The organism is Chlorobium sp. N1 (assembly GCF_004332115.1).
In the GTDB taxonomy this organism is placed as follows: domain Bacteria; phylum Bacteroidota; class Chlorobiia; order Chlorobiales; family Chlorobiaceae; genus Chlorobium.
In genome coordinates this window covers 53,229-77,774 of sequence record NZ_SJPA01000004.1, presented here as the reverse complement: position 1 = coordinate 77,774, position 24,546 = coordinate 53,229, and the positions used below count along the sequence as shown (strand labels likewise).

Below are 24,546 nucleotides of genomic sequence, written 5' to 3'. Positions count from 1 at the left end.
CCCGGTGAAAAGCCTGCCTGGGAACCTGTCCGTGCATCTCGCCCGCCGCCGCGGGCCGGAGAGAAGCGGAGGTTACTTCTTGTCGCCGAGCGAAGAGTTGACGCCGTCGAGGATCTGCTTTGCGACCACCGTGAGGGAGTCGAGGGCGTCGGCAACCATTTTGCCGAGCGGAGTGATGGTATTGTCGAGGAGGGTGCCGACACCGACGAGGATGGTGGCGAAATCACCTTTGACGACATCGCCGCCTTTCTGCTGCGGTGCGGGGGCGGGAGTTTTCATTTCTTCAGCCATGGTGCGCTCGTATTTATGGGTTATGCTTGATGCTCTCCGGCGTTGCCGTACGCAATCCGATTATGGCAAGTTACGATTTTATATGTTTCCCTCAAAGCCCCCCCGACCCCCTCAGCTCCGCCCGTAGCGGTCGTCGACGCGGATGATGTCGTCCTCTCCGAGGTAGCTACCGGTCTGCACCTCGATGAGTTCGAGCGGGGTTTCGGCGGGATTTTCCAGCCGGTGGAACGAGCCGACGGGAATATAGGTCGACTGGTCCTCCCTGAGCGTCAGCTCACGCTCGTCGACCGTGATGCGGGCGGTTCCCCGCACCACGACCCAGTGCTCGGCCCGGTGCAGGTGTTTCTGCAGTGAGAGCGCCGCGCCGGGGTTCACAGTGATGCGCTTGACCTTGAAGCGGTCGGCGAAGTCGACCGTCTCGTAGGAGCCCCAGGGGCGGAACACCCTGCGGTGGATGTCGGCCTCTTCCCGCTTCTGGCTCTTGAGCCGCTCGACGAGCAGCTTCACGTCCTGCACCCGGTCCCTGGAAGCGACGAGGACGGCGTCGGCCGTCTCGACGATGATGTGCTCGTCGAGGCCGACGGCCGCGACAAGGCGGCTCGTCGCATGGATGTAGCTGCCGGTAACGTCGTGCAGCATGACGTCACCCTTCGTCACGTTGCCCTCGGCATCGCGCTCCTGCACGCTCCAGAGCGCCGACCATGCGCCGACGTCGTTCCAGCCGGCGTCGAGCGGAACAAGGAAGGCGTTCCCGGTCTTCTCCATGACGGCGTAGTCGATGGAGTCGGCGGGCGACGAGCGGAAGGCATCCTCGTCGAGCCGGAGGAAATCGAGATCCGCCTTCGCCCCCGAAACCGCCCTGCGGCACGCCTCCGCCATCTCCGGCGCAAGGGAAGCGAGTTCGGAGAGGAACGCCCCCGCACCGAACAGGAAGATGCCGCTGTTCCAGAAGTAGCCGCCGTCGGCCAGGTACCCTTCGGCCGTCTCGCGGTCGGGCTTCTCGACGAACCGCTCCACCCTGCGCGGCCCGAGCCCGCCCGCCTCCCCGCCGGAAGCCCGGATGTAGCCGTACCCGGTTTCGGGAGCGGTGGGAACCACGCCGAAGGTAACGAGCCCCCCCGCACGGGCCGCTTCGGCTCCCGCCTCGACGGCGGCCCCGAACGCCCGGCCGTCGGCGATGACATGGTCGGCCGGAAGCAGCAGCATGAGAGCACCCGGATGGCGCTCTTCGAGGAGCATCGCGGCGACCGCCGCCGCCGGGGCGGTGTTGCGGCCCTCGGGCTCGAGGATGAGGCCGCCGACCTCCGCGCCGGTCTGGCGGAGCTGTTCGGCGACGAGGAAGCGGTGGCTCTCGTTCGAGACGCAGTAGACGGGTCCGTGGCCGGGAACGGAATCGAGGCGCGCGACGGTCTCCTGGAGCATGGTCCGCTCGCTGCAGAGCGGCAGGAGCTGCTTGGGGTAGAGTGCGCGCGAAAGGGGCCAGAGCCGCGAACCGGCTCCGCCGGAAAGGATGACGGGGATGATCATGCTGTTGAGGGTTGGGGCGTTTATTTCGAACAGACCCGTTCGTACATGTTCCAGGTGGAGGAGATGAGGGTATCGACGTCGCTGAAGCGGGGCACCCAGCCGAGCAGCTCGCGCGCCTTCCTGGACGATGCGACGAGCTCGGCCGGATCACCCGCCCTGCGCCCCGCGATCTCCGCCTCGATGGGGCGGCCGGTCAGGGCCCGCGCCCGCTCGATCATCTCGAGCACCGTGACGCCGCGTTCGCTTCCGAGGTTCACCGTAAGGCTCCGGTCCTCCCGCCCGACATAGTCGAACGCCCTGACGTGGGCTTCGGCCAGGTCGGTGACGTGCACGTAGTCGCGGATGCAGCTGCCGTCCCGGGTCGGGTAGTCGTCGCCGTAGACGGAGAGCTTCGGGCGCTGACCGCAAGCCGCCTCCATCACGATCGGCAGGAGGTTCTCGGGTTGCAGCTCGAGCCCCCCGATACGGCCCAGGGTGTCATAGCCGGCGGCGTTGAAGTAGCGGATGGCGGCGTAACGCATCCCCTTCAGCCGGTCGAACCAGTCGAGGAGACGCTCGATCTCGAGCTTCGTGAACCCGTAGAAGTTCTCGGGGTCCTTCGGATGCTCCTCGTCGATGGGCAGGTAGGCCGGGCTGCCGTAGACCGCGGCGGAGGAGGAGAAGATGAAGCGGCGGATGCCGGCACGCGATGCCTCGTTCAGGATATTGATCGTGCCCGTGAGGTTCGATTCGGCGTACTCCTCCGGATGCAGCATCGACTGGCCGGCAGCCTTCAGGGCGGCCAGGTGGACGAGCCCGTCGAAGCCCGGCGCCATGGCGGCCCTGAGCTGCAGGGGGTGCATGATGTCGCCGTGGACGAAGGCGGCTTCAGGGAAAAGGTTCTCCCTCAGGCCGGTACGGAGGTTGTCGAACACCGTGACCTCGTGGCCGCTGTCGAGAAAGGCGCGGACGACGTGACTGCCGATGTAGCCCGCTCCGCCGATGACGAGAATGCGCATGAGTCTCTGCCGGTTCTAGATGGTTAGCGCCCGCCGTAGTGGGCTTCGTAGTAGTTCTGGTAGGCTCCAGAGGTCACACCCTCGAGCCACTCTCCGTTTGCAAGATACCACTCCACGGTCTTTTCAAGACCCTCCTCGAAGGTGATGGAGGGCTCCCAGCCGAGCTCGTGCTTCAGTTTCGAGGCGTCGATGGCGTAGCGGAGGTCGTGGCCCGCCCGGTCGGTGACGAAGCGCATCAGCGTTTCAGACTCCCCTTCCGCCCGTTCCAGCTTCCGGTCCATGATCCGGCAGAGCAGCCGGACGAGGTCGATGTTCCGCCACTCGTTATGGCCGCCGATGTTGTAGGTCTCGCCGTTTTTGCCCTCGTGGTAGATGAGGTCGATGGCCCGGGCATGGTCCTCGACCCAGAGCCAGTCGCGCACGTTCTCGCCCCCGCCGTAGATCGGAAGCTCTCTGCCGGTACGGATGTTGTTGATGAAGAGCGGGATGAGTTTTTCGGGGAACTGGTGCGAACCGTAGTTGTTCGAGCAGTTGCTGATGACCACCGGAAGGCCGTAGGTGTCGTGGTATGCCCGGACGAAGTGGTCGCTGGAGGCCTTCGAGGCCGAATAGGGGCTGTGGGGGTCGTAGGGAGTGGACTCGGTGAACATCCCGCCGCCGTCTTCGAGCGTGCCATAGACCTCGTCGGTGGAGACATGGTAGAAGCGCCGGCCCTCCATGTTCCCCTCCCACGCGCGGCGCGCGGCGTCGAGGAGGTTCACCGTGCCGATGACGTTCGTCATGACGAAGGCCGTCGGATCGGCGATGGAGCGGTCGACATGCGACTCGGCCGCCAGGTGGACCACCCCCCGGAAATCGTTTTCGGAAAACAGCTTCCCGACGAACGCCGCATCGGTGATGTCGCCCCTGACGAAGCGGTAGCGCGGATCATCCTCGAGGTCGCGGAGGTTGGCCAGGTTCCCGGCGTAGGTGAGGCTGTCGAGATTGGTGACACGGCAGCCGGGGTGGGCCCTGAGGAAGCGGCGGACGACGTGCGAACCGATGAAGCCGGCGCCGCCGGTGATGAGAAGGTGCATGGCCTGGTGTCCTTTAACAGGGATGGTTGGTTGAAAAAAGCGTCCGGAGCGAGTCCCTCCAGTGCGGGATACGGATGTCCCAGTCCTTTTTGATGGCGCTCTTGTCGAGCACGCTGTAGGCCGGACGCGCCGCCTTCTGCGGGAACTCGGCCGAGGTGACGGGCTCCACACGGCATGCGAGCCCGCCGAGCTCCATCACGGCATGCGCGAAATCGTACCAGGAGGCGACCCCCTCGTTGCTGTAGTGCCAGATCCCCCGGTAATGGAACTTCGGATCGTGGCGGAGGGCGATATGCATGATGGCTGCGGCAAGATCCGCGGCGAGGGTCGGCGTGCCGGCCTGGTCGAAGACCACCCCGAGCGTCTCGCGCTCGCGGCCGAGCCGGAGCATGGTGCTGACGAAGTTGCCGCCGCCTGCCGAATAGAGCCACGAGGTGCGGATGATGGCGTGCGAAGGGTCGGCTTCGCCGATGCGACGCTCCCCCTCGAGCTTCGAGTTACCGTAGACGCCCTCCGGGCCGGTGGCGTCGGTTTCGCGGTAGGGGCGCGAGGCCCTGCCGTCGAAAACGTAGTCGGTGGAGACGTGGATGAGGAAGGCGCCGGCGTCCCGGCAGCATCCGGCCAGCACGCCCGCCCCGTCCCGGTTCACGCGCATCGCCGCCTCCGGTTCATCCTCCGCGCGGTCCACCGCCGTATAGGCCGCGGCGTTCACGACGACGTCGGGACGGAACCCGTCGAAAGAGGCCCGGACGCCTGCCGGATCGGCGATATCGAGGGCCGTACGGTCTAAAAAGAGGAAGCGGTGGGCGCCGAAGCCGCCCGAAAGCGAGCGCAGTTCACGGCCGAGCTGGCCGCCCGCGCCGGTGACGAGGATGTTCATCGGCGGTAGATCCTGTCCTGGGAGAACTCCTCGAAGCGGAACGCATCGCAGGAGGAAAGGCCCGGCAGTGCGGAATCCCTCGACGAGACCCGGATCTCCGGAGCCTCAAGCCGCCAGTCGATCTGGAGCGCCGGATCGTTCCAGAAGATCCCCCCCTCGTGCGAAGGGCGGTAGTACTCGTCGCACTTGTAGGCGAAGACCGCCTCGGCGGAAAGCACCACGAAGCCGTGGGCGAAGCCTTTCGGGACCCAGAGCATGTTCTTCCTCTCGCTGTCGAGCTCGCAGGCCACGTGCCGTCCGTACCAGGGCGAGCCGATGCGGATGTCGAGGGCCACGTCGAGCACACGGCCCGATACGGCGCGAACCAGCTTCGACTGCGTGTAGGGCGGCTTCTGGAAATGCAGCCCGCGCAGGACGCCCCGCGTGGACTTCGACTCGTTGTCCTGCACGAAGCGGACATGGCCTACGGCCTCCTCCAGGACGTCCTGGCGGAAGGATTCGAAAAAATAGCCCCGCTCGTCGCCGAACACTTCGGGTTCGAGCATCAGGACGTCTGGAATGTCGGTTGCGGTGACGCGCATGGCTTCTTTGCGGCAGGTTCGGTTATCTGAAAAAAGTCCGCTCAGGGCCGCGAAAGCAGCCGCATGAGGTAGGTCCCGTACTGGTTCTTCATGAGCGGCTTGGCCAGCTCCTTCAGGGCTTCGCTGCTGATCCAGCCGTTGCGCCAGGCGATCTCCTCCGGGCAGGCCACCTTCAGGCCCTGGCGCTTCTCGACCGTCTGGATGAAGTTGCCGGCCTCCTGGAACGACTCGTGCGTTCCGGTATCGAGCCAGGCGAACCCCCGCCCGAGCATGGAGCAGCGGAGGCTGCCGCGGCGGAGGTACTCCTCGTTGACGGCGGTGATCTCGAGCTCGCCGCGCGCCGAGGGGCGCACGTTCTTTGCCACGTCGACCACGTCGGCGGTGTAGAAGTAGAGCCCCACGACGGCATAGTCCGACTTCGGGTTCCCGGGTTTCTCCTCGATCGAGAGCACGTTGCCCTCCGCATCGATCTCCGCCACGCCGTAACGCTCCGGGTCGCTGACCGCGTAGCCGAAGACGCAGGACTTGCGATCCTTTTGGACCGTATCGACCGCCGCCTGCAGCATGCCGCTGAAGCCGTAGCCGAAGAAGATGTTGTCGCCGAGCACAAGGGCCACGTCGTCCCCCCCGATGAATTCCTCGCCGATGATGAAGGCCTGCGCAAGGCCGTCCGGAGAGGGCTGCACGGCGTAGGAGAGCGAGATCCCCCAGTCGCTTCCGTCACCGAGGAGCTTCATGAAGGAGGACTGGTCCTCAGGGGTGGTGATGATGAGGATATCCCTGATGCCGGCAAGCATGAGGGTGGTGAGGGGATAGTAGATCATCGGCTTGTCGTAGACGGGAAGAAGCTGCTTGGAGATCCCCCTCGTCACCGGATAGAGCCGGGTGCCGGAACCGCCGGCAAGTATGATTCCTTTCATGTATTCCTTTTTTTCACTCCTTGGCCGGAACGATGGCGGCAAGTTCGGAGGCGATCCGGACAGTCTTCTGGGCGTCCTCGAGCGCGGCCGAGCCGTCCTTCTCCTCGAACAGCTCCCAGGGAAGGCGGTAGCCGGCCTCGTCACCGTACTTGGCGAGCATCTTCTCATGCGATTCGTGCCGCTCGCACATCGGCAGGAGCTCCTCGATGAGCTCAGCCGCCGCGGCCTCGAGCGTCCCTTCCGAGAGCAGATGGGAGAGGTGCATGGCCGGCTTGTGGGTCGAGGGCGAAACCCCGAAGAGCATCAGGACCGCAATGCCGGCGTTCTCGACGGCAAGGTCGGAACCGTAGGTGCATGAGCGCCAGCGGCCGAGCCCGAAATCCTGCTCCGCCTCCTGCATGAACCCTTTGGCAAGATCGAGACGATAGCGTACATCCTTCCCTACATCCATCCTGGCCTCCCCGGCCGAAGGAATGCGTCCCGCATCCCGAACCCGGCCCGTTGATTGAAATTAATGAAGATCACCACCCTGAAACGATCCGGTCGAACGCCCGGTCGACCACCTGCTGCATCGAGGAGCGGATGGCCCGCTGCTGGCCGAGATAGTCGCCGACGGTGTAGTCGGCAAACCCTACGAACTGCTCCGAGAAAACCGGCCGCTTCGCCACCCGGTCGTCCATAGCGACCCGGATGACGACCGTGACCCGGTTGGTGATCGCGCGCTCGGTAACGCCGGAAAGCTGGTTCGGCGTATCGGACCAGGAAACGATGCTTCCCTCTATGAGCGCGTCGGCGCGGGCGATCGAAGAGACGATCTGCAGCCGGCTTTCGGACTCGATCTTTCGCGAGAGCTCGCGCGTCAGGTCCGCCCGGTACTCCGAACCGCCGGCGAAGACGGGAAGGGCGACCGTTTTCAGGTGCGGCGGCAGGGAACCGCCCGTAACGCTGTAGCAGCCCTGCATGAGCAGGAAGAGCAGGAGAAGCACCCTCGGCGCGGCAATCTTCAGCATGGCACGGTATCCAGAGGGGTTAATAGGTTCTGCGGTCGATCCTGTTCAATATTTTACGGAAGGGAAAGCTCAGGAGCAACCTTTTTTTTCTCAGCCCCCCGAGGGCGGAAAGGTAGATTCCGGTGCGGCCGTCGCTCCAGCGGGAGGCCATCCGGACGGCCAGACGGGCGGCGACCGATGGCGGCTGGGCAAAGATGTCGAGAATGGTGTTGAAGGTCCGGAGCTGCCGGCGGAGCTCGGGCGTGGGATCGAGGGGACTCACCATCGCGGTGCGCACGAGGCCTGGATGGAGGAGCATGACGGAGAGGGAGCTGTCGCGGTACTCGGCGGCGACGGCACGCGTGAAGCGGGCGATGGCGGCCTTGGTGGAGCCGTATGCGCTGATGAAGGGGGTATTCGAGCCCGGATCGGTTCCGGAGCCGGCCATGTTGATGAGCTTGCCCTTCGGGTTGTGGCGGAGGAAATAGCGGATGGCGGCCCGGCTCCCGTTGTAGGTGCCCTTGAGGTTGGTGTCGACCACCCGTCCCCAAAGCTCCGGGTCGCTTTCGGCCAGGCTGCAGAACGGATCCGACACGCCGGCGTTGTTGATGAAGCAGTCGATGCGCCCGAACCGTTCGACGGCCGCCCCGATGAGCGCCTCGACCTCGTCTTGCGAGGTGACGTCGCACCGCCGGCCGAACGCCGTGCCGGGGGGGAACTCTTCGAGGGCGCTCTGGACGTTGGCTTCGGAAGAAGAGGTGACGACCACCCTGGCGCCCTCGCGGACGAACGCGTGCGCTATGGCGCGACCGATCCCCTTCGTCGAACCGGTGATGACGGCGACCGTTCCCTCAAGCTTCCCCATCAGCCGGCCCTCTCCTCAGGATTTCGGGGCGAGCACCGGCAACCATGGCGGCCAGCTCCGGGTGGGTTTCGGCATAGGTCCCGAGCGCAATGCCCTGCTCGATGGCCTGCCAGGCCTGGCGGATGCTTGCAGCACCGGCCTTGGGGCCCATCGGGTGGCCGAAGATCCCGCGGCCGGGTACGAAGCCGAAGTCGACGCTGCCGACCTTGCGGTAGACGGTCTCGAGCGTGAGAGCCGAGTCGCTGCCGCCGGGAACCGGCAGGGAACGGCGGATGTGGCCGAAATCCTGCAGGCACTCCCTGACGTTCGAGATCACCTCCTCCTCGGGCGTCATCATCCTCGGGCCGAACCCGGGCATGATGATGGAGTCGAGGCCGGCAAGGCGCTGCAGCTTGGTCATCACCCTCGAGTGGATGCCGTACTTCTCCATGCGGCTGAAGGCGGCGATGAAGGGAAAGTGGCCGATGAGCGGCACCTTCGTGTAGGAGGCGAGCATGCGCACGGCGCTGAGTCCGACGGGAAGAGCGTTGATGAGCAGCGCGTTTGCGCCGTTCCTCACCGCGATGTCGTGCTGCTCCTTCAGAGAACCGACCTCGTCGGTGATGTTGGCGAGGTAGACCTTCCGGTCCCCGGTCTCCTCTTCGGCCCGGAGCCGTGCGCGGCCGAGCTCCCTGGAACGCTCCTCGAGGGTCGACCACTCGACGTCGGCAAGCATCTCGTCGTCCTTGGCGATGTCGAGCCCTCCGAGCCAGCTCTCGCTTGCGATCTCGGCGAAATGCGCAGGGCTGAGGCCGATGTTGGGCTTGACGACGCCGAAGAAGATCGGGCGGTCGTAGGCCTGCAGGAGGTCGCGGATGCCCTCGATGCCGAACTTCGGTCCCTCGAAGGCGTTGAGGTAGGGCTCGGGGAAGTGGATGTCGAGCAGCTTCACCACCGGCACCCCGGGAGTGAAGAAGGCACCCTCGCCGCAGACCGCGGTGAGGAGGTTCGGCAGCTTCGGGCCGAAGTTGCGGTGAGGATGGGCGATGGTGACCCGGCAGGCGTGGATGGGACCCTTCTCCGAATGCTGGACGGGATAGCTCAGGCGCTCGAGCTCGCCCTCGACTTCGAGCCCGATGACCTTGGCCGCGAAGGTCGGCCGGAAGTCCTCGTCATGGCCCACCCTGCGCCACTGCGCCGTCGACTGCTCACTGCAGAAGTGCGCCAGCGCGGTTTCGATGTCCCCGACACACTCGACGTAGTACTCGAGCGTCAGGTAGTCGGCCATGTCGAGCTGCTCCCTGGAGGAGAAAAATCCCTGTATGTCATCAGTATTCATGAGCAAAGCGTCCGTCCCCCCCTTCGCTGTCCGTCGGGGGTTCCCGTTAAATAAAATGCCGGGGCAGTCGCCCCGCGCAGTTCCGATGAAGCGAAAGGCTCAGCCTTCCGCCTTGATCGAGTTGAAGTACTCGTAGGCTTCGTCCGGGTTGAGGTTCTCGTGCACGACGCGGTTGACCGTCTTCATCATTGCGAGCGGATACTCGCTCTGGAAGATGTTGCGGCCCATGTCGACGCCGGAAGCGCCCTCCTGGACGGCACGGTAGGACATGGTGATCGCATCCTTCTCAGGCAGCTTCTTGCCGCCGGCCATGACGATCGGCACCGGGCAGGAGGCGACGACGGTGTCGAAATCCTCCTCGACGTAGTAGGTCTTGACGACCTGGGCGCCGAGCTCCGCGCAGATGCGGGTGGCCAGGCGGAAGTACTTGGCGTCGCGCACCATGTCCTTGCCGACGGCGGTCACGGCCATCGTCGGGATGCCGTAGCGCAGGCCCATGTCGACGAGGCGCGTCATGTTCTTGATGGAGCGGGTCTCGTACTCGCCGCCGATGAAGACCTGCAGGGTGATGCAGGCGACGTTCATGCGGATGGCGTCCTCGATGTCGACGGCGAGCTCCTCGTCGGAGAGCTCCTTGAGGATGCTGGGGCCCCCGCTGCAGCGCATGACGACCGCCTTGGTGAGGGAAGGGGGCACCGTGGTGCGGAGGATGCCGCGGGTGAGCATGATGGCGTCGGCGTGCGGCATGAGGGGCACGATGTTGACGTCGGGGCGCTCAAGGCCGGTGGTCGGTCCCTGGAAGTAGCCGTGGTCGATGGCGAACATGACGGTCCTGCCGGTATCGGGACGGAAGATCCTGGAGAGGCGGTTCTTCATGCCCCAGTCGAGCGAGTGCGCACCCTTGAGGAAAAAACCGTGGTGGTTGAAGGGTACGTCGGTGTAATACTCTTTGGCCTGTTTGTCCTTGTCGTATTCAGCCATGGTCGTAATCTCCTGTTTGCAGTTGGTATGATGATGAAATCGGTTCAGCGGAGCGCCGCGGCGATGTTGCCGCCGTCGACCGTCGTGATGGATCCCGTGGTCCGCTTTTCGAGCGCCAGGTGGACGAAGGCGTCGGCGACGTCCTCGGCCGTGACCTCAAGCTGGAGAAGGTTGCCGGCCATGTACTCCCGCTCGCTGAGGCCGCGGGCCGCGGAGCGGGCCTTGATCATTTCGGGCGTGAGCAGTCCGCTGCGGATGCGGTCGGCGTTGATGCCGTTGGCACGGATGCCATCGCGGCCGTGGTCGAGCGCATACTGGCGGACGAGGAACATGGTCGCCGCCTTCGGCAGGCCGTAGGGACCGAAATCCGGACCCGGATTGACCGCCTGCTTGGAGACGTTGAAGAGCAGGACACCGCCGGTGCCCTGCAGCTTCATCACCCGGACCGCTTCCTGGGCGATCGACTGGTGGGAGAAGAAATTGAGTTCGAAGCTCTTGCGCAGCACCTCGTCCGACACCTCGCCGATGCGGCCCTGGAGGGCGGCGCCGACGTTGGAGACGATGACGTCGACCCCGCCGAAGCGGCGGCAGGCAGCCTGGAACGCCCGGCGCACGGCCGCGCGGTCGGTAACGTCGCAGCTCATCCTGAGCACCCCGCCGCCGAGCTCTTCGGCGGCACGCTCAAGTGCGTCCATGTGGAGATCGAGCAGGACGATCTCTGCACCTTTCCGGCGGAACGCCTTCGCGGTGGCCAGCCCGATCCCCCCGGCGCCGCCGGTAACCATGACGACCTTGCCGGCGAAGGCATCGTAACGGACTTTCTGCATCTTGGCCTGCTCCATCTCCCAGTACTCGATGTCGAACGACTCCCGGTCGGTGATCGAGAGGAACGAGCCGACCGACTCGGCGTCGAGAATAGCCCCTGCGGTTGCAGCGGCGATGTCGGCGTTGACCCCTGCGGCCCGGGCAGTGCGGCCGAGGCCGAAGAGCCCGACGCCGGGAACGAGAACCACGCGCGGAAGCGGGTCGAGCATAACGGCCTCACTCCCGGAAGCGGCCTTCTGCAGCGTGAAATACTCTTCGTAATCACTCCTGTACCCGGCAACGGCCTCATGGACCGCCCTTCTGAAGGCATCCATGTCGTCGGCGTCGGGAGCGGGAACGACGAGCGGGCGGTTCTTGGTACGGACGATGAAGTCGGGGGTCATCGCCCCCTTGCGGCTCATTTCCGAAAGATCGGCGGCGCCGACGTAGTCGAGAATCTCCTCCGAGGTCCTGAAGTCCAGGATGAACTGGTCGTAATCCTTCGTACCCGCCTCCCGCTCCTCGACGCAGGCGCCACGGATGACCGGGGCGACGTCCTCAAGGGAAGCGAGCTCCCGGGGAAGCTCCGCTTTCGGGAACCGGCGGCGCGGGGCGGCGGCGATGCGCCGCTCGAGCGCGCTGACCGCTTCAATCATGCGATCGTATGCCTCGCGGGCCGTGTCGGCGAAGGTGACGAGTCCGTGCTTGTGCAGCGCGAGGCCGTGGATCGAGGTGTCGGCCTCGTAGGCCCGGGCGGCCGAGCTCGCCAGGCCGAGGCCCGGCTTGATGTAGGGAACCGAACCGAAGGACTCCCCGAGCACCTCGCGGCAGATCGCCTCGCCGTCCGGCTGGTTCGAGAGAGTCAGGAATGCGAGCGAGTGGGTATGGAAGATGAAGCGGTGCGGCAGGAAGGCGTGCAGGAGCGTTTCGATCGAGGGTGTGAGCGCATGGCTCACCATGTGGTCGGTCAGGTCGAAAAGGTTCAGGTAGAGGAAGTTCCTGAACTCTCTCGTCGAGAACCTGCGGCTGTCCGCATCGCTCTCCCGCTCGCCGGTCGAATACAGGTGCTCGAGCTTGCGGAGCGGTTCGATGCGCACCGGGGTAAAGTCGTGCGCCTCGACCTCGGCCAGGTCGACCCCGCTCCCCTTGATGTAGATGACGTTGGCCCGGTTGCCGATGATGTCGCACAGCTCGGTCTTCACGGAGGTGTTGCCGCCGCCGTGCATGACGAGACGGCCTTCGCGCCCGAGCAGCCGGGAGGCGTAGACGAGTTCGGCGAGCTCATGGGGCATCTCCTGCCCGGCGGCCGCCTTGGGTAGATCGCTGTCGTTCCAGAGGTTCTGCATGGGGAATCCCGCTTGGTGTATGGATGTTTGGCCGCGCCCCCTAGCGGGCGGACTGCGCTTTCTTCTTCCTGTGCCAGCTCTCGATCATGAAACCCGACAGGTAGACGAAGAGCAGCCCCGGCACGACAGTAAGGAGATAGATGGTGCGCTCCGGGTCGGTCTGGAGCTGGCCGGAATCCCAGATCATCCAGGCGAGGATGGACCAGAAGGGGGCGACGAAAAGGAAGGTCAGGTTCCAGAGCTTCTTAAAACTTTGCAGCATGATGGTGTTCTCAGATATGGCCGCCCATGCGGAGTTTGTGTTCGTTGCGCTTTTCGAGGATGATGCGCACAAGGTACTGCAGCGCGTTCATCACGTAGGTGAAGTAGGCGATGAAGGCCTCCCATACGAGAACCTCTTTCGGGTAGCCCATCCAGGCCATGACGAAGTAAAGAAGGTGGAAGGCCGCGGCGATGGTGCTGCCGATATCCTCCCAGAGGAACTCCTTCGAGTAGACCCACTTGTCGAAAATCTCCTTTTCGAAGTACATGCCTGTCACGAAAAGCAGGGCGAAGAAGAGGGTCTTGAAGAGAATCGCCACGCTCACCCAGTAGAATGAGGTGATGATGCCGTTGAGGTAGAGCGCCGTCACGGTCACGCCCGTGAGGAAGATCATGAACTGGATCGGGGCGAGGATGATCTGGATGTCGGTCCAGATCGAAGCGTTGCGCTTGGCGAGCTGCTCCGGAGTGTAACGAGGCATAAAACAGTAAGGTAGTGACGAGTGGTAGCGAAACTCAAAGCATCGAATATACGAAAATCCCCCCTAGGGAAAAAGCACCCGGGAGACTCCCCCGGCATGAAAAAACCGGCATCGGCGCGGGCTCCGGGCTGTTTTTTTTCGAAAATTCACATAAATTGAAAGTTCAAGCCACAACTTACTGCCAGCATGCCCCGAGGGGGCGGACCGGCAGCGGCTTTCCCGGATATCGAGAAGTTTTTCCAACACCGAGATTCCCGACAGAACCACATGCCAGCATCAACCGCAGCCGCAGCCGCAGCCGAAACCCGCCCCCTCAAGATTCTCCTCGTCTCGCCCCAGGGCAAGATGGACGACGACAGCAACCAGAAACCGCTCTTCCACATGGCGCTGGCGGTCCTGACGAGCCTCACCCCCCCGCAGCACAGGATCGAACTCGTCGACGAACACTTCCACGACCCCATAGACTACGACGGAGACTACGACCTCGTCGGCATCACCTCGCGCACGCTCGAAGCCACGCGCGCCTATGAAATCGCCGACACCTTCCGCGCACACGGCAAGACGGTGGTGCTCGGTGGCCTGCACATCTCCTTCAACCCCGAAGAAGCCGCCCGCCACGCCGACAGCATCGTCGTCGGAGAGGCCGACAACCTCTGGGCTTCGCTCCTCGACGACGTCGCCCGCGGAGAGCTCAGGCAGCTCTACGACTCCAAGGACTATCCGCCCGTCAGGGAGATCGTCCCCATCGACTACGCGCGCATCGCAAAGAGCTCGAAGCGCCAGAAGGTCGACGGCACCAAGTCGATCCCGATCTACGTCACCCGCGGCTGTCCCTTCAACTGCTCGTTCTGCGTGACACCGAACTTCACCGGCAAGCAGTACCGCGCACAGAAGGCCGAATCGCTGAAAGCCCAGGTCGAAGAGGCCAAGAAACAGTTCTTCAAGCCGAGCAGGGGTTCGAAAAAACCCTGGTTCATGCTGACCGACGAGAACCTCGGCATCAACAAGAAGAAGCTCTGGGAGGCGCTCGATCTCCTCAGGGAGTGCGACATCACCTTCAGCGTCTTCCTCTCGATCAACTTCCTCGAAGACCCCAAGACCGTCAGGAAGCTTGTCGACGCCGGATGCAACTTCGTGCTCGCCGGACTCGAGTCGATCAAGCAGAGCACGCTCGAAGCCTACAACAAAGGCCATGTCAACTCCGCCGAGAAATACACGAAAATCATCGACGACTGCCGCCGGGCAGGCCTGAACATCCAGGGCAACTTCCTCTTCAATCCGGCCATCGACACGTTCGAAGACATCGACGAGCTGGTCCGCTTCGTCGAAAAGAACCACATTTTCATGCCGATCTTCCAGATCATCACCCCCTACCCGGGAACGCAGATGTACCTGGACTACAAGCGCGACGGGCTCATCACCATCGAGGACTGGGAGAAGTACAACGCCCTGCATCTGGTCATCAAGAGCGAACGCTACGACCCGCTCCTCTTCCAGTACAAGGTGCTGAAAAGCTACGCCGGCATCTACAGCTGGAGGCACATCATGGGCAGGATCTGGTACAACCCGAAGAAGCTGATCAACATCATCACCAACCTCGCCTTCCGCCACCACCTCAATAACGAACTGAAGGCGTTCGAGACCCAGCACGGGCTCTCACCCGAAGCGCTGAAGCATGTCAGCTAGCCGGCACGACGGCAGGAAGGGCCGTACCTCCTTTCAAAGCACCCCCGAACAGGCCCTCGCGCACGCCTTCAAGCTGCTCGGGCTCCGCAGCCACAGCCGCCGGGAGCTCGGGGAGAAACTCCAGAGAAAAGGATTCGAAGAAACCCACACCGCACGTGCGCTCGAGCGGCTCATGAAGCTCGGCCTCCTCGACGACCGCGCCTTCGGCCTCGAATTTCTCCAGAGCCGCAGCCGCCAGAAACCGGCCGGCCGGCTGAAACTGCAAATGGAGCTGCAAAAGCACGGGCTCGAGCGCGACCTCGTCGACGAACTGCTCCGCGACTACGACGCCAAGGGGCCCTGCCTGCGGGCGGCGGAGAAAAAGCTCCGCACGCTCGGCTCCGCTCCGGGACCGAAGGAGAGGGAAAAGCTGATACGCTTCCTCTCTGGAAGAGGGTTCATGTGGGAGGAGATCCGTGAGGCGCTCAATGAGCTCCTCACGGAAAACGGGGAAGGTTATGCGTGAACGAGAGAACCGACCTCCTCGCCCTTGATGAGGCGGGTGAGGTTGCCCTTCTCGTTCATGTTCATCACCACGATCGGCAGGGTGTTCTCACGGCAGAGCGTGATGGCCGTCATGTCCATGACGCGCAGATTCTTGCGGATGACGTCAAGGTAGGAGATCTTCGGGAAGAACTCCGCAGCGGGGTTCTTTTCAGGATCGGAGTCGTAGATGCCGTCGACGCGCGTGCCCTTGACAATGACGTCCGCCTCTATTTCTATGGCGCGCAGCGAAGCGGCCGTATCGGTCGTGAAATAGGGATTGCCGGTTCCGGCGCCGAAAATGACCACCCGTCCCTTCTCAAGGTGGCGGATCGCACGGCGGCGGATGAAGGGTTCGGCCATCTGCTCCATCTTGATGGCGGTCTGGAGGCGGGTATAGACGCCGGCGCGCTCGAGGGCATCCTGGAAGGCGATGGAGTTGATGACGGTGGCCAGCATGCCCATGTAGTCGGCCTGGACACGGTCCATGTTCTTCGCCGCATCCGAGACGCCGCGGAAGATGTTGCCGCCGCCGATGACGAGGGCGACTTCAGCGCCCATGTCGCGGGCCTCCTTCACCTCTTCGGCATACCGCTCGAGCATTTCGGCGTTGATGCCGTATCCGTCTTCACCTGCCAGAGCCTCGCCGCTCAGTTTCAGCAGGACGCGTCTGTATTGCATGGTCATTATCCTCCGGGAGAGTGGGTTAGAGGGCAAACCTGAAGAAAGCCGACTTCATTAAATCTGCATAAAAAAACGGGCAATAAAAAAGCCTCGTCAAACGAGGCTTTTCACTGTCGGTTCATGCACCGAGCTGGTAGCGGACAAATTCCTTTACCTCCACAGCAGCCTGGTGCTGCTTCTGGAACTCGGCGAGCACGTCGGAGACTTTCGTATTGTTCGACTTGATGAAGGCCTGCTCAAGCAGCACCACCTCCTGGTAGTACTTGTCGAGGCGGCCTGTGACGATCTTGTCGACGAACTCCTCCTTCTTGCCCTGGGCGAGCGCCTGCTGGCGGTAGATCTCGGACTCCTTGGCTACGAGCTCCTGCGGCACGGCGGAACGGTCGACCTCGATCGGAGCGGCCGCGGCCACCTGCATGGCGAGGTCCCGGGCGAGGGGTGCGACCTCGGAGGGCTTGTCGGTCGCCACATGGATGATGGTGCCGAGCTGGGATCCGGGATGCACGTAGCTCTCGACGAGCCCGTCCGAGGCGTCGCAGAAAACGAGGCGCCTGACTTCGATCTTCTCGCCGAGCTTGCCGGTCATGGTCTTGATGGCGTCGTCGACCACCTCACCGCCCTGTGCCTCGGGCATCGTGAGCTTGAGGAGCGCTTCGGGCGAAGCGACGCGGTTCTGGAGGGCCAGCTCGACCAGGGCACCGGCAAAGCCGGTGAAGACCTCGCCGCGGGCCACGAAATCGGTCTCGCAGTTGAGTTCGAGAATGACGGCGGATCTGGAATCATCCGACACCCTGATGCAGACCATGCCTTCGCTGGCATCTTTCTCGGCGCGCTTGGCGGCAAGGGCTGCTCCCTTCTTGCGGAGGTATTCGATGGCCTTCTGCATGTCGCCGCCGGTCTCCTCGAGGGCCTTCTTGCAGTCCATCATGCCGACGCCGGTCGTGTCGCGGAGATCCTTTACGTCCTTTGCTGATATCTGGCTCATGTATCTAGGCTGTTGTCTTGTATGTATTTCTATTGATGTACTTCTTACTCTGCGGAGGCTTCGCCTTCCTCTCCACCCTCGGCCGCAGGCTCGTCCATCTGGGCGAGCACTTCCTGCTCGACCTTCATGGCACGGGCGTTGACGATGGTGTCGGCCACGGCCTTGACCATCAGCTGGATGGAACGGATCGCGTCGTCGTTGGCGGGAATGACGTAGTCAACCTGCTCGGGATCGCAGTTGGTGTCGACCATCGCGAAGATCGGGATGCCGAGCGAACGGGCCTCCTTGATGGCGATGTGCTCTTTTTTGATGTCGACGATGAAGAGGGCTGCCGGAAGGCGGGTCATCGTGGAGATGCCGCCGAGGATCCGCATGAGCTTCTCGCGCTCGCGGGCGAGCATGAGCCGCTCTTTCTTGGTGATCATGTCGAAGGTGCCGTCCGTCTCCATGCGCTCGATGGCGTTCATGCGCCTGATGCTCTGGCGGATGGTGGAGAAGTTGGTGAGCATGCCGCCGAGCCAGCGCTCGCAGACGTAGGGCATGCCGGCGCGCGAAGCCTCGGCCGAGATGATCTGCTTGGCCTGCTTCTTGGTGCCGACGAACATGATCTCCCGGCCGGTCTGGGCGATGGCGTCGAGCGCGTTGAGCGCGTTGTCGGCCATGACGAGCGTCTTCTGGAGGTCGATGATGTGCACGCCGTTCTTCTCCATGAAGATGTACGGCTTCATTTTCGGCGACCAGCGGCGGGCGAGGTGACCGAAGTGGACTCCTGCGCGGAGCATCTCTTCAAGCTGAAAGTGTGACATGTGAATGTGTCCTTATGTGTTTAGTTGTTGCCTCTGCCGCACCCGCACTCCGGAATCCGCCGCCGAGGCGCCGGACACCGCCGGGATGCGCTGTTCCGGGGAAGGACCCCGGAACGGCGCGGCATGTGGGATGTTGTACGAAAAAAAGCTGTACGGAAAATCAGCGCTTTGAGAACTGGAAGCTCTTGCGCGCCTTCTTGCGGCCGAACTTCTTGCGCTCGACCATGCGGGGATCGCGGGTGAGGAGGCGCTCCTGCTTGAGGACGGCGCGAGCCGACTCGTCGAACTCGGTGATGGCGCGTGCGATGGCGAGGCTGACCGCACCGGACTGACCGCTGAGGCCGCCGCCCTTGACGTTGACCTTGATGTCGAAATCCTCGGTCCTCTCGGTCAGCGCCAGCGGACGCAGTGCATGCATGCGCTTGACCTCATCCCTGAAATACTCTTCGGCCGGCAGCTTGTTGATGACGACGCGGCCCTTGCCGGTGGTCATGAACACGCGCGCAACCGAGGTTTTGCGGCGTCCTACGGTATCGATAACCTCTTTCATTCGCTCTGGAGCTTTATTTGTTTAGTGTATTTTCATTTCAGTCGGAGCCTGGGCCTCGTGCGGATGCTGGGCGCCGGCGTAGACCTTCAGCTTCTTGAAAAGCTGGCGGCCGAGATTGTTGTGCGGAAGCATGCCCCAGACGGCGTGCTCGATGATCTTCTCGGGCTTCTTCCTGAGAAGGTCCCTGACGGAGTCGACCCTGACGCCGCCCGGGTAGTGCGAGTGCGAGAAGTAGGTCTTCAGCTCCGACTTCTTTCCGCTGAGGGCAACCTTCTCCGCGTTGGTCACCACGATGAAGTCGCCGGTATCGACGTGCGGGGTGAACTGCGGTTTGTGCTTGCCGCGAAGGACCCTGGCGATCTCTGCGGCCATCCTGCCCAGAACCTGGCCTTCCGCATCTATGACATACCACTTCCGTTCGACATCGGCGGGTTTGGCCGAATATGTTTTAAAACTAAGCGTCTTGCTCATGCTGTGTGTACAATGGTTTTAACAGGACTTTTCCGAAAAATAAAGTTTAGCAATGTAAATTATTTCACTTAATTCTACAAATTATACCGTCGCCCTTTTCAGCAGGACTCCAAAGGGGACGAACCCAACAGCTGCAAGCCCGAGATGAAGCCCCTTATAGCACTCGTCGGCCGGCCGAACGTCGGCAAATCAACCCTCTTCAACCGAATCCTCCGCGAGAAGGCCGCCATCGTCGCCCCCACGCCCGGCGTGACGCGCGACCGCCACATCGCCGACGGGCACTGGCAGGGCCGCGACTTCCGCCTGATGGATACCGGAGGATACGCTCCCGAGGACGGCGTCATCAGCTCGGCCATGCTCGAGCAGACCATGATGGCCATCCGTGACGCCGACATCATCGTCTTCGTCACCGACGTGCGCTCCGGCCTTTCCTACGAAGACCTGGAGCTCGCAAAGATCCTCCGCCGGGAGTTCTCCCACAAGCCGATCTTCCTGGCAGCCAACAAAGCGGAGTCGCCGCAGCTGGCGATCGAGGCGGCCTCCTTCGTCAGCACCGGCTTCACCGAGCCCTGGCCCATCTCGGCGCGCGACGGCAGCGGCGTGGCCGACCTGCTCGACGCCATCCTGCTCTCCTTCCCGGAGTCCGACGCCCCCGCGGAGGAGGACGGCGCCGTACTCCTTGCCGTCATCGGGCGACCGAACGTCGGCAAGTCGAGCTTCGTCAACGCCCTCATGGGCGAGAACCGCCAGATCGTCTCCGACATCCCCGGCACCACGCGCGACGCCATCGACACCCGCTTCACCCGCAACCAGCAGGAGTTCCTGCTCATCGACACGGCGGGCCTGCGCAAGCGCACCAAAATCAGCGCCGGCATAGAATATTACAGCTCGCTGCGCAGCGAGCGGGCCATCGAGCGCTGCGAAGTGGCCATCGTCATGCTCGACGCCGCTCCGGGCATCGAGAAGCAGGACCTGAAGATCATCAACCTCGCCGTCGAGCGCAAGCGTGGCGTGCTGCTGCTCGTCAACAAGTGGGATCTCATAGAAAAGGACTCCAAGACGAGCAAGATCTACGAGGATACGCTCCGCAGCCACATGGGCAACCTCTCCTACATCCCGGTCATCTTCACCTCGGCCCTCACGAAAAAGAACCTTTACCGGGCCATCGACACGGCAAAGGAGATCAGTGAGAACCGCTCGCGCAGGATCCCGACGAGCGCCCTCAACCGCTTCCTCGAAGAGGCGCTTGCGGCCAACCGTCCCACCACCCGCACGGGCAAGGAGCTGAAGATCAAGTACATGACCCAGATCGAGGCCCCCTGGCCGGTATTTGCATTTTTCTGCAATAATCCGGAGCTTGTCCAGAACAATTTCCGCAAGTTCCTCGAGAACCGGCTGCGCGAGCAGTTCAAGCTCGAGGGAGTCGCCATCTCGCTCCGCTTCATGCAGAAGTAGGGCTCGCCAAACACTCAACCCAGACCAGAACACCATGGCCGCAATAGACCAGCAGCAGATACTCCGGGCACTCTCCACGGTCCAGGAGCCCGACCTCAAGAAGGACCTCGTCACCCTCGGCATGATCCGGAACGTCTCCCTCACCCCCGAGGGCGACGTCTCCTTCACGGTGGTGCTCACAACGCCGGCATGCCCCCTGAAGGAGGAGATCAAACAGGCCTGCATCGAGGCCGTCAGGCGCGAGGTACCGGAGGTCGGCGCCGTCAGCGTCACGATGGAAGCCCAGGTCACCACCGGCTGCAGCCATGGCCACCAGCAGGGCGACGGACACGCACACGGCGAAGGGCACGAGTGCTCGGGAGAAGGGTGCGGCGCCCATGACAAACCGCTCCCCGGCGTGAAGAACATCATCGCCGTCGCCTCCGGCAAGGGCGGGGTCGGCAAATCCACCGTCGCCGTCAACCTCGCCGTCAGCCTCGCCGAAAGCGGAGCGAAGGTCGGCCTCATCGACGCCGACCTTTACGGCCCCAGCATCCCGACCATGTTCGGGCTCCACAGCGAGAAACCCGTCATGGAGGGCAAGAAGATCCAGCCGCTCGAAAAGTACGGGGTGAAGCTGATGTCGATCGGCTTCCTCATCGAGACCGACCAGGCCGTCATCTGGCGCGGCCCCATGGCCTCGAGCGCCATCAAGCAGTTCATCACCGACGTGGACTGGGGCGAACTCGACTACCTGGTCTTCGACCTTCCTCCCGGCACCGGAGACATCCAGCTGACCCTGGTCCAGACCATCCCCGTCACCGGAGCGGTCATCGTCACCACCCCGCAGGAGGTGGCGCTTGCCGACGTTTCCAAGGCGGTCAGCATGTTCGCCAAGGTGCAGGTCCCGATCCTCGGGCTCATCGAGAACATGAGCTGGTACGAACTCCCGGACGGATCGAAGGACTTCATCTTCGGCCGGAAGGGCGGTGAACGGTTCGCCAAGGCCCAGGGGCTCTCGTTCCTCGGCGCCGTACCGATCGAGAGCGGCGTGGGAGAGTGCGGCGACAGCGGTACCCCCTGCGTCATCGGCCGTCAGGACTCCGCCTCGGCAAAAGCGCTGAAGGCGGCCGCCATGGAAGCGGCCCGCAGGGTATCCATCGCCAACGCCTCGTGCGGAGGGGAAGAACGCGGCCACGGATGCGGCAGCGGGTGCGGATGCGGGAACTAAGGATCGGTTTTGAGTTGTTTTTTTGGGGATCGGGGCTGATATTGTCACTGATCCCCAGAGGGAGCTTCACCTGTATTTCCTAATTACTAACGATGTAAGCCATGAGCAAAGACTACCTGCCGAACAGCGACGCACTCTACGACCGTGTGATCGCCGCACTTGAAACCGTACGCCCCTACCTTCAGGTCGACGGTGGGGACTGCCAGCTTGTCGGCATCACCAAGGACATGGTCGTCGACGTGAAGCTGCTCGGAGCATGCGGAAGCTGCCCGATGAGCACCCTCACGCTGCGCGCCGGCGTGGAGCAGGCCATCAAGAAGGCCATCCCCGAAATCGTCCGCGTGGAATCCGTCTGAGACCCGCTCCGTCAATCGACCCGGGCCCCTGCGGTCCGGGAACCGATCCCGCACTCCCCTCCGGCCCGGGCGCCGGCCTTCATCTCCCCTCTTACGACCCTTTTCAGTAGTCCTCTTCAGGAGGAGCGTTCAGCCGTACCTCGAGTTCCGACAGGTCGGAAATCAGGACGTCGCGCGCGCGGCTTCCGTCCTGCGGCCCGACGATGCCGGCATCCTCCAGCTGGTCCATGACGCGCCCGGCGCGGGCGAAGCCGAGCCGCAGGCGCCGCTGCAGCAGCGAGGTGCTGCCCTGCTGGCTCATGACGACGAGGCGGGCCGCATCGTCGAAGGCCGGATCCTTGCCCTCGTCGGAACCGCCGGACGACTGCCCTCCGGTCCCGTAATCCTGAGCCCCGCGCCGTCCGGGATCGCCCTTCGGAAGAAGGACGTCGCCGTCCTCCGTGAGCAGCGGCTGGCCGGCGATGAAGCGGGTCACCGCCTCGACCTCGTGCGATGAGACGTAGGGGCCCTGGAGCCTGACCGGCCTCGGCATGGAGGCGGGCTGGTAGAGCATGTCGCCGTCGCCGAGCAGCTGTTCCGCGCCCGAACAGTCGAGGATGGTGCGGGAGTCCACCTTGCTGGCCACCTGGAAGGCGATGCGGGAGGGGAAGTTGGCCTTGATGATGCCGGTGATGACATCGACCGAAGGGCGCTGTGTCGCCACGATCAGGTGGATGCCGACCGCGCGGGCCAGCTGGGCCAGGCGCGTGATGGGCTCCTCGACGTCGCGGCCGGCCGTGATCATGAGATCGGCGAGCTCGTCGATGACGACGACGATGTAGTACATGGACTTCTCCCCCTCCGGCACGCTTGCGTTGTAGTCCTTGATGTTGCGCACCCCGGCCTGCTCGAGGCGGATATAGCGCAGCTCCATCTCCTTGACGACGCTCCGGAGGGCCTCCACCGCCTTCGGCGGATCGGTGACGATCCTCTCGTCGAAGCCGGGAAAGCGGAGCAGGAAGTGCTCCTTGATATGCTGGTAGTGGAAGAGCTCCACCCGCTTCGGATCGACGAGGACGAACTTCACCTTGTCGGGGGTGCAGGAGTAGAGGAGGCTCGAGAGGATGACGTTGATGCCGACCGACTTGCCCGAACCGGTGGCACCGGCGATGAGCAGGTGCGGCATGGCGGTCAAATCGTCGATCCATACCTCGTTGGCGATGGTCTTGCCGAGCACAATCGGCAGGGTGCAGCCGCTGTTCCTGAACTTCTCGGCCTGCAGCACGCTGCGCAGCATGACGGTCTCGGCGCGGCTGTTGGGGATCTCGACGCCGACGGCGTTCTTGCCGGGAATCGGCGCGATGATGCGGATACCCCTGGCCGCAAGGGCCATGGCCAGGTCGTTTTCGAGCGCCGTGACGCGGCTGACCTTCACATCGGGGGCGAGCTCCATTTCGAAGAGCGTCACCCTCGGCCCCACGGTGGCGTCGATACGCACCACCTCGATTTTGTAGATGGAGAGCTTTTCGAGCAGGCGGCGCTTGCTTTCGGCCATGTGCGCCTCGTCGATGCCGCCCTCGTCCTCCGGCCCCTTCTCGAGAAGGTCGAGGGAGGGACGGCGGTAGCCGTTGCGCTCCTTCCCCGGCCGGTCGACATGGCCGACCCCGGCCTCACGGACCCCCTCGTGCACGACGAGCGGCACACCGTCGTCGTCCCCTTCCTTCGGAGCGGGTGCGACGGAAGGCGGCGCGGCGGACGGCCCGGGAGCATGGGGCGGCGCGGCGAGGGAACTGAGAGCGGCGGAACGGGCGGCCCCGGCGAAAGGAACGTCGGGCTTCAGCTCCGGCTGGGGGTCAACGGCTTTTTTTTTGCGGAGCGCTCCGAACACCCGGCCGATACGCTCGAGCATGCGGGAGGGGGAACGCACCTCCGGCAGGGATCCCTCCGGCATGCGGGCAAGGACGGTGCGACCGAGATAGTACGACGGAACGGCGCCGACCGCCAGGAGGAGAGCCCAGGCGCCGGCGGCGCCGAGAAGGGTCGAGAGGAGCTCGGCCAGCATCCTGCCGATGCTTCCGGCAAGCAGGTCGCTGAAGGCGAAGGCGGTCAGTCCGCCCATGGCGGAGAGGTCGAGCGAGACGAGGACGCTGTAGAGGAAGAAGAGCAGGGCCGGCTTCAGGCTCCGGGAGCGGAAGAGCGAAAGCCCCCAGAAGAAGACGGCCGAAAAAAGCAGCACCGAGGGGAAGCCGAGGAAAGAGCGGACGAAGAACGAACCGGTCCTGGCGCCGAGCATCCCGAAGGGAGTATGGATCCTGGAAACCGCCTCGCGTGCGGCCGGGCCGGTAAGGTCGTACCATGCCAGCCCCCTATAGACCGCCTGGTCGGCGGGATGGAAGGTAAGGGTCGAACCGGCGAGGAAGAGGGCCAGAAGCATCAGCGCAAGCCCTCCGATCTCGCGGCCGAGCTTTCCGTTTCCGGGCTTCTTCGGCCCTCTCTTTGCGTTCTCCGTTTTCTTCTTCACCC

General features: G+C 63.7%; 26 protein-coding genes. 5 read left to right on the top strand and 21 right to left on the bottom strand.

What is annotated here, in order from left to right; genetic code table 11:
* Nucleotides 1-72 precede the first annotated feature (72 nt).
* From E0L29_RS06995 to bchF, 15 genes are all read right to left on the bottom strand, one after another.
* Entirely contained in the window at nt 73-291 is a 219-nt protein-coding gene (locus E0L29_RS06995; RefSeq protein WP_131356847.1) for a hypothetical protein, read from the bottom strand.
* Between the two features lie 111 nt (nt 292-402).
* Nucleotides 403-1,818 (bottom strand): mannose-1-phosphate guanylyltransferase/mannose-6-phosphate isomerase, encoded by a 1,416-nt coding sequence (locus E0L29_RS06990; protein WP_131356843.1) that lies wholly within the window; start codon nt 1,816-1,818, stop codon nt 403-405.
* A 20-nt stretch (nt 1,819-1,838) separates the two neighbouring features.
* Complete coding sequence (galE, locus tag E0L29_RS06985; RefSeq protein WP_131356840.1) at nt 1,839-2,816, bottom strand: UDP-glucose 4-epimerase GalE; 978 nt, start codon at nt 2,814-2,816, stop codon at nt 1,839-1,841.
* 23 nt (nt 2,817-2,839) lie between these two features.
* Nucleotides 2,840-3,892 (bottom strand): dTDP-glucose 4,6-dehydratase, encoded by a 1,053-nt coding sequence (gene rfbB, locus E0L29_RS06980; protein WP_131356837.1) that lies wholly within the window; start codon nt 3,890-3,892, stop codon nt 2,840-2,842.
* A gap of 13 nt (nt 3,893-3,905) precedes the next feature.
* Nucleotides 3,906-4,772: a dTDP-4-dehydrorhamnose reductase gene (gene rfbD / locus E0L29_RS06975; protein WP_131356834.1), complete on the bottom strand. Its 867-nt coding sequence runs from the start codon at nt 4,770-4,772 to the stop codon at nt 3,906-3,908.
* Nucleotides 4,769-5,353 (bottom strand): dTDP-4-dehydrorhamnose 3,5-epimerase, encoded by a 585-nt coding sequence (gene rfbC, locus E0L29_RS06970; protein WP_131356829.1) that lies wholly within the window; start codon nt 5,351-5,353, stop codon nt 4,769-4,771. The genes rfbD and rfbC overlap by 4 nt, the downstream gene beginning before the upstream one ends.
* A gap of 41 nt (nt 5,354-5,394) precedes the next feature.
* The gene (rfbA, locus tag E0L29_RS06965) at nt 5,395-6,273 is read right to left on the bottom strand and encodes a glucose-1-phosphate thymidylyltransferase RfbA (protein ID WP_131356826.1); all 879 of its coding nucleotides are present in this window, start codon (nt 6,271-6,273) and stop codon (nt 5,395-5,397) included.
* 13 nt (nt 6,274-6,286) lie between these two features.
* Entirely contained in the window at nt 6,287-6,724 is a 438-nt protein-coding gene (locus tag E0L29_RS06960; RefSeq protein WP_131356823.1) for a HEPN domain-containing protein, read from the bottom strand.
* 70 nt (nt 6,725-6,794) lie between these two features.
* On the bottom strand, nt 6,795-7,283 hold the full coding sequence (locus E0L29_RS06955) for an LptE family protein (RefSeq protein WP_131356820.1): 489 nt from the start codon (nt 7,281-7,283) through the stop codon (nt 6,795-6,797).
* Nucleotides 7,284-7,302: 19 nt separating this feature from the next.
* A complete protein-coding gene (locus tag E0L29_RS06950) occupies nt 7,303-8,127 on the bottom strand; it encodes an SDR family oxidoreductase (RefSeq protein WP_131356817.1) in 825 nt (274 codons plus the stop codon).
* Entirely contained in the window at nt 8,114-9,445 is a 1,332-nt protein-coding gene (locus tag E0L29_RS06945; protein ID WP_131356814.1) for a RuBisCO large subunit C-terminal-like domain-containing protein, read from the bottom strand. The genes E0L29_RS06950 and E0L29_RS06945 overlap by 14 nt, the downstream gene beginning before the upstream one ends.
* Before the next feature lie 99 nt (nt 9,446-9,544).
* A complete protein-coding gene (lsrF, locus tag E0L29_RS06940) occupies nt 9,545-10,426 on the bottom strand; it encodes a 3-hydroxy-5-phosphonooxypentane-2,4-dione thiolase (protein ID WP_131356811.1) in 882 nt (293 codons plus the stop codon).
* 44 nt (nt 10,427-10,470) lie between these two features.
* The gene (locus E0L29_RS06935; protein WP_131356808.1) at nt 10,471-12,576 is read right to left on the bottom strand and encodes a bifunctional aldolase/short-chain dehydrogenase; all 2,106 of its coding nucleotides are present in this window, start codon (nt 12,574-12,576) and stop codon (nt 10,471-10,473) included.
* A 40-nt stretch (nt 12,577-12,616) separates the two neighbouring features.
* Nucleotides 12,617-12,838, bottom strand: coding sequence for a hypothetical protein (locus E0L29_RS06930; RefSeq protein WP_165498850.1), 222 nt, complete (start codon nt 12,836-12,838; stop codon nt 12,617-12,619).
* A 10-nt stretch (nt 12,839-12,848) separates the two neighbouring features.
* Nucleotides 12,849-13,319 carry a 2-vinyl bacteriochlorophyllide hydratase gene (bchF, locus tag E0L29_RS06925; protein ID WP_131356805.1) on the bottom strand — a complete coding sequence of 157 codons (471 nt, stop codon included), beginning with the start codon at nt 13,317-13,319 and terminating at the stop codon, nt 12,849-12,851.
* A gap of 267 nt (nt 13,320-13,586) precedes the next feature.
* On the opposite strand from bchF, the gene E0L29_RS06920 reads away from it, so the two are divergent.
* The gene (locus E0L29_RS06920; protein ID WP_165498849.1) at nt 13,587-15,005 is read left to right on the top strand and encodes a radical SAM protein; all 1,419 of its coding nucleotides are present in this window, start codon (nt 13,587-13,589) and stop codon (nt 15,003-15,005) included.
* Nucleotides 14,995-15,510 (top strand): recombination regulator RecX, encoded by a 516-nt coding sequence (gene recX / locus E0L29_RS06915; RefSeq protein WP_131356803.1) that lies wholly within the window; start codon nt 14,995-14,997, stop codon nt 15,508-15,510. Before E0L29_RS06920 ends, recX begins: the two co-directional genes overlap by 11 nt.
* Here recX and pyrH read toward each other — a convergent pair.
* The 5 genes from pyrH to rplM form a co-directional block, all read right to left on the bottom strand.
* Nucleotides 15,501-16,208 carry a UMP kinase gene (gene pyrH / locus E0L29_RS06910; protein WP_131356800.1) on the bottom strand — a complete coding sequence of 236 codons (708 nt, stop codon included), beginning with the start codon at nt 16,206-16,208 and terminating at the stop codon, nt 15,501-15,503. The genes recX and pyrH overlap by 10 nt on opposite strands.
* A 121-nt stretch (nt 16,209-16,329) precedes the next feature.
* Entirely contained in the window at nt 16,330-17,196 is an 867-nt protein-coding gene (gene tsf, locus E0L29_RS06905) for a translation elongation factor Ts (protein ID WP_131356797.1), read from the bottom strand.
* A 44-nt stretch (nt 17,197-17,240) separates the two neighbouring features.
* Complete coding sequence (gene rpsB, locus E0L29_RS06900; protein ID WP_131356794.1) at nt 17,241-18,002, bottom strand: 30S ribosomal protein S2; 762 nt, start codon at nt 18,000-18,002, stop codon at nt 17,241-17,243.
* A 160-nt stretch (nt 18,003-18,162) separates the two neighbouring features.
* Nucleotides 18,163-18,552: a 30S ribosomal protein S9 gene (gene rpsI, locus E0L29_RS06895; RefSeq protein ID WP_131356791.1), complete on the bottom strand. Its 390-nt coding sequence runs from the start codon at nt 18,550-18,552 to the stop codon at nt 18,163-18,165.
* 21 nt (nt 18,553-18,573) lie between these two features.
* Nucleotides 18,574-19,023, bottom strand: a complete 450-nt coding sequence (gene rplM, locus E0L29_RS06890) for a 50S ribosomal protein L13 (protein WP_131356789.1) — start codon at nt 19,021-19,023, stop codon at nt 18,574-18,576.
* A 144-nt stretch (nt 19,024-19,167) separates the two neighbouring features.
* On the opposite strand from rplM, the gene der reads away from it, so the two are divergent.
* The 3 genes from der to E0L29_RS06875 all read left to right on the top strand — a co-directional run bounded on the left by der (nt 19,168) and on the right by E0L29_RS06875 (nt 22,044).
* Entirely contained in the window at nt 19,168-20,478 is a 1,311-nt protein-coding gene (der, locus tag E0L29_RS06885) for a ribosome biogenesis GTPase Der (protein WP_131356786.1), read from the top strand.
* 34 nt (nt 20,479-20,512) lie between these two features.
* Nucleotides 20,513-21,688, top strand: coding sequence for an Mrp/NBP35 family ATP-binding protein (locus E0L29_RS06880; protein WP_131356783.1), 1,176 nt, complete (start codon nt 20,513-20,515; stop codon nt 21,686-21,688).
* A gap of 101 nt (nt 21,689-21,789) precedes the next feature.
* Complete coding sequence (locus E0L29_RS06875; RefSeq protein WP_131356780.1) at nt 21,790-22,044, top strand: NifU family protein; 255 nt, start codon at nt 21,790-21,792, stop codon at nt 22,042-22,044.
* Between the two features lie 103 nt (nt 22,045-22,147).
* On the opposite strand, the gene E0L29_RS06870 is transcribed toward E0L29_RS06875, so the two are convergent.
* On the bottom strand, nt 22,148-24,544 hold the full coding sequence (locus E0L29_RS06870) for a DNA translocase FtsK (protein ID WP_278248904.1): 2,397 nt from the start codon (nt 24,542-24,544) through the stop codon (nt 22,148-22,150).
* Nucleotides 24,545-24,546: the final 2 nt, after the last annotated feature.

Bases quoted from the DNA above. Each gene is read 5' to 3' on its own strand.
- E0L29_RS06935 (WP_131356808.1), bottom strand. From the start codon at position 12,576: ATGCAGAACCTCTGGAACGACAGCGATCTACCCAAGGCGGCCGCCGGG.
- E0L29_RS06945 (WP_131356814.1), bottom strand. From the start codon at position 9,445: ATGAATACTGATGACATACAGGGATTTTTCTCCTCCAGGGAGCAGCTC.
- E0L29_RS06875 (WP_131356780.1), top strand. From the start codon at position 21,790: ATGAGCAAAGACTACCTGCCGAACAGCGACGCACTCTACGACCGTGTG.
- E0L29_RS06990 (WP_131356843.1), bottom strand. From the start codon at position 1,818: ATGATCATCCCCGTCATCCTTTCCGGCGGAGCCGGTTCGCGGCTCTGG.
- E0L29_RS06955 (WP_131356820.1), bottom strand. From the start codon at position 7,283: ATGCTGAAGATTGCCGCGCCGAGGGTGCTTCTCCTGCTCTTCCTGCTC.
- rfbA (WP_131356826.1), bottom strand. From the start codon at position 6,273: ATGAAAGGAATCATACTTGCCGGCGGTTCCGGCACCCGGCTCTATCCG.
- der (WP_131356786.1), top strand. From the start codon at position 19,168: ATGAAGCCCCTTATAGCACTCGTCGGCCGGCCGAACGTCGGCAAATCA.
- E0L29_RS06880 (WP_131356783.1), top strand. From the start codon at position 20,513: ATGGCCGCAATAGACCAGCAGCAGATACTCCGGGCACTCTCCACGGTC.
- rfbC (WP_131356829.1), bottom strand. From the start codon at position 5,353: ATGCGCGTCACCGCAACCGACATTCCAGACGTCCTGATGCTCGAACCC.
- galE (WP_131356840.1), bottom strand. From the start codon at position 2,816: ATGCGCATTCTCGTCATCGGCGGAGCGGGCTACATCGGCAGTCACGTC.
- recX (WP_131356803.1), top strand. From the start codon at position 14,995: ATGTCAGCTAGCCGGCACGACGGCAGGAAGGGCCGTACCTCCTTTCAA.
- rfbB (WP_131356837.1), bottom strand. From the start codon at position 3,892: ATGCACCTTCTCATCACCGGCGGCGCCGGCTTCATCGGTTCGCACGTC.
- tsf (WP_131356797.1), bottom strand. From the start codon at position 17,196: ATGAGCCAGATATCAGCAAAGGACGTAAAGGATCTCCGCGACACGACC.
- E0L29_RS06920 (WP_165498849.1), top strand. From the start codon at position 13,587: ATGCCAGCATCAACCGCAGCCGCAGCCGCAGCCGAAACCCGCCCCCTC.
- rplM (WP_131356789.1), bottom strand. From the start codon at position 19,023: ATGAGCAAGACGCTTAGTTTTAAAACATATTCGGCCAAACCCGCCGAT.
- pyrH (WP_131356800.1), bottom strand. From the start codon at position 16,208: ATGCAATACAGACGCGTCCTGCTGAAACTGAGCGGCGAGGCTCTGGCA.
- E0L29_RS06960 (WP_131356823.1), bottom strand. From the start codon at position 6,724: ATGGATGTAGGGAAGGATGTACGCTATCGTCTCGATCTTGCCAAAGGG.
- E0L29_RS06950 (WP_131356817.1), bottom strand. From the start codon at position 8,127: ATGGGGAAGCTTGAGGGAACGGTCGCCGTCATCACCGGTTCGACGAAG.
- rpsI (WP_131356791.1), bottom strand. From the start codon at position 18,552: ATGAAAGAGGTTATCGATACCGTAGGACGCCGCAAAACCTCGGTTGCG.
- rpsB (WP_131356794.1), bottom strand. From the start codon at position 18,002: ATGTCACACTTTCAGCTTGAAGAGATGCTCCGCGCAGGAGTCCACTTC.
- lsrF (WP_131356811.1), bottom strand. From the start codon at position 10,426: ATGGCTGAATACGACAAGGACAAACAGGCCAAAGAGTATTACACCGAC.
- rfbD (WP_131356834.1), bottom strand. From the start codon at position 4,772: ATGAACATCCTCGTCACCGGCGCGGGCGGCCAGCTCGGCCGTGAACTG.
- bchF (WP_131356805.1), bottom strand. From the start codon at position 13,319: ATGCCTCGTTACACTCCGGAGCAGCTCGCCAAGCGCAACGCTTCGATC.
- E0L29_RS06930 (WP_165498850.1), bottom strand. From the start codon at position 12,838: ATGCTGCAAAGTTTTAAGAAGCTCTGGAACCTGACCTTCCTTTTCGTC.
- E0L29_RS06995 (WP_131356847.1), bottom strand. From the start codon at position 291: ATGGCTGAAGAAATGAAAACTCCCGCCCCCGCACCGCAGCAGAAAGGC.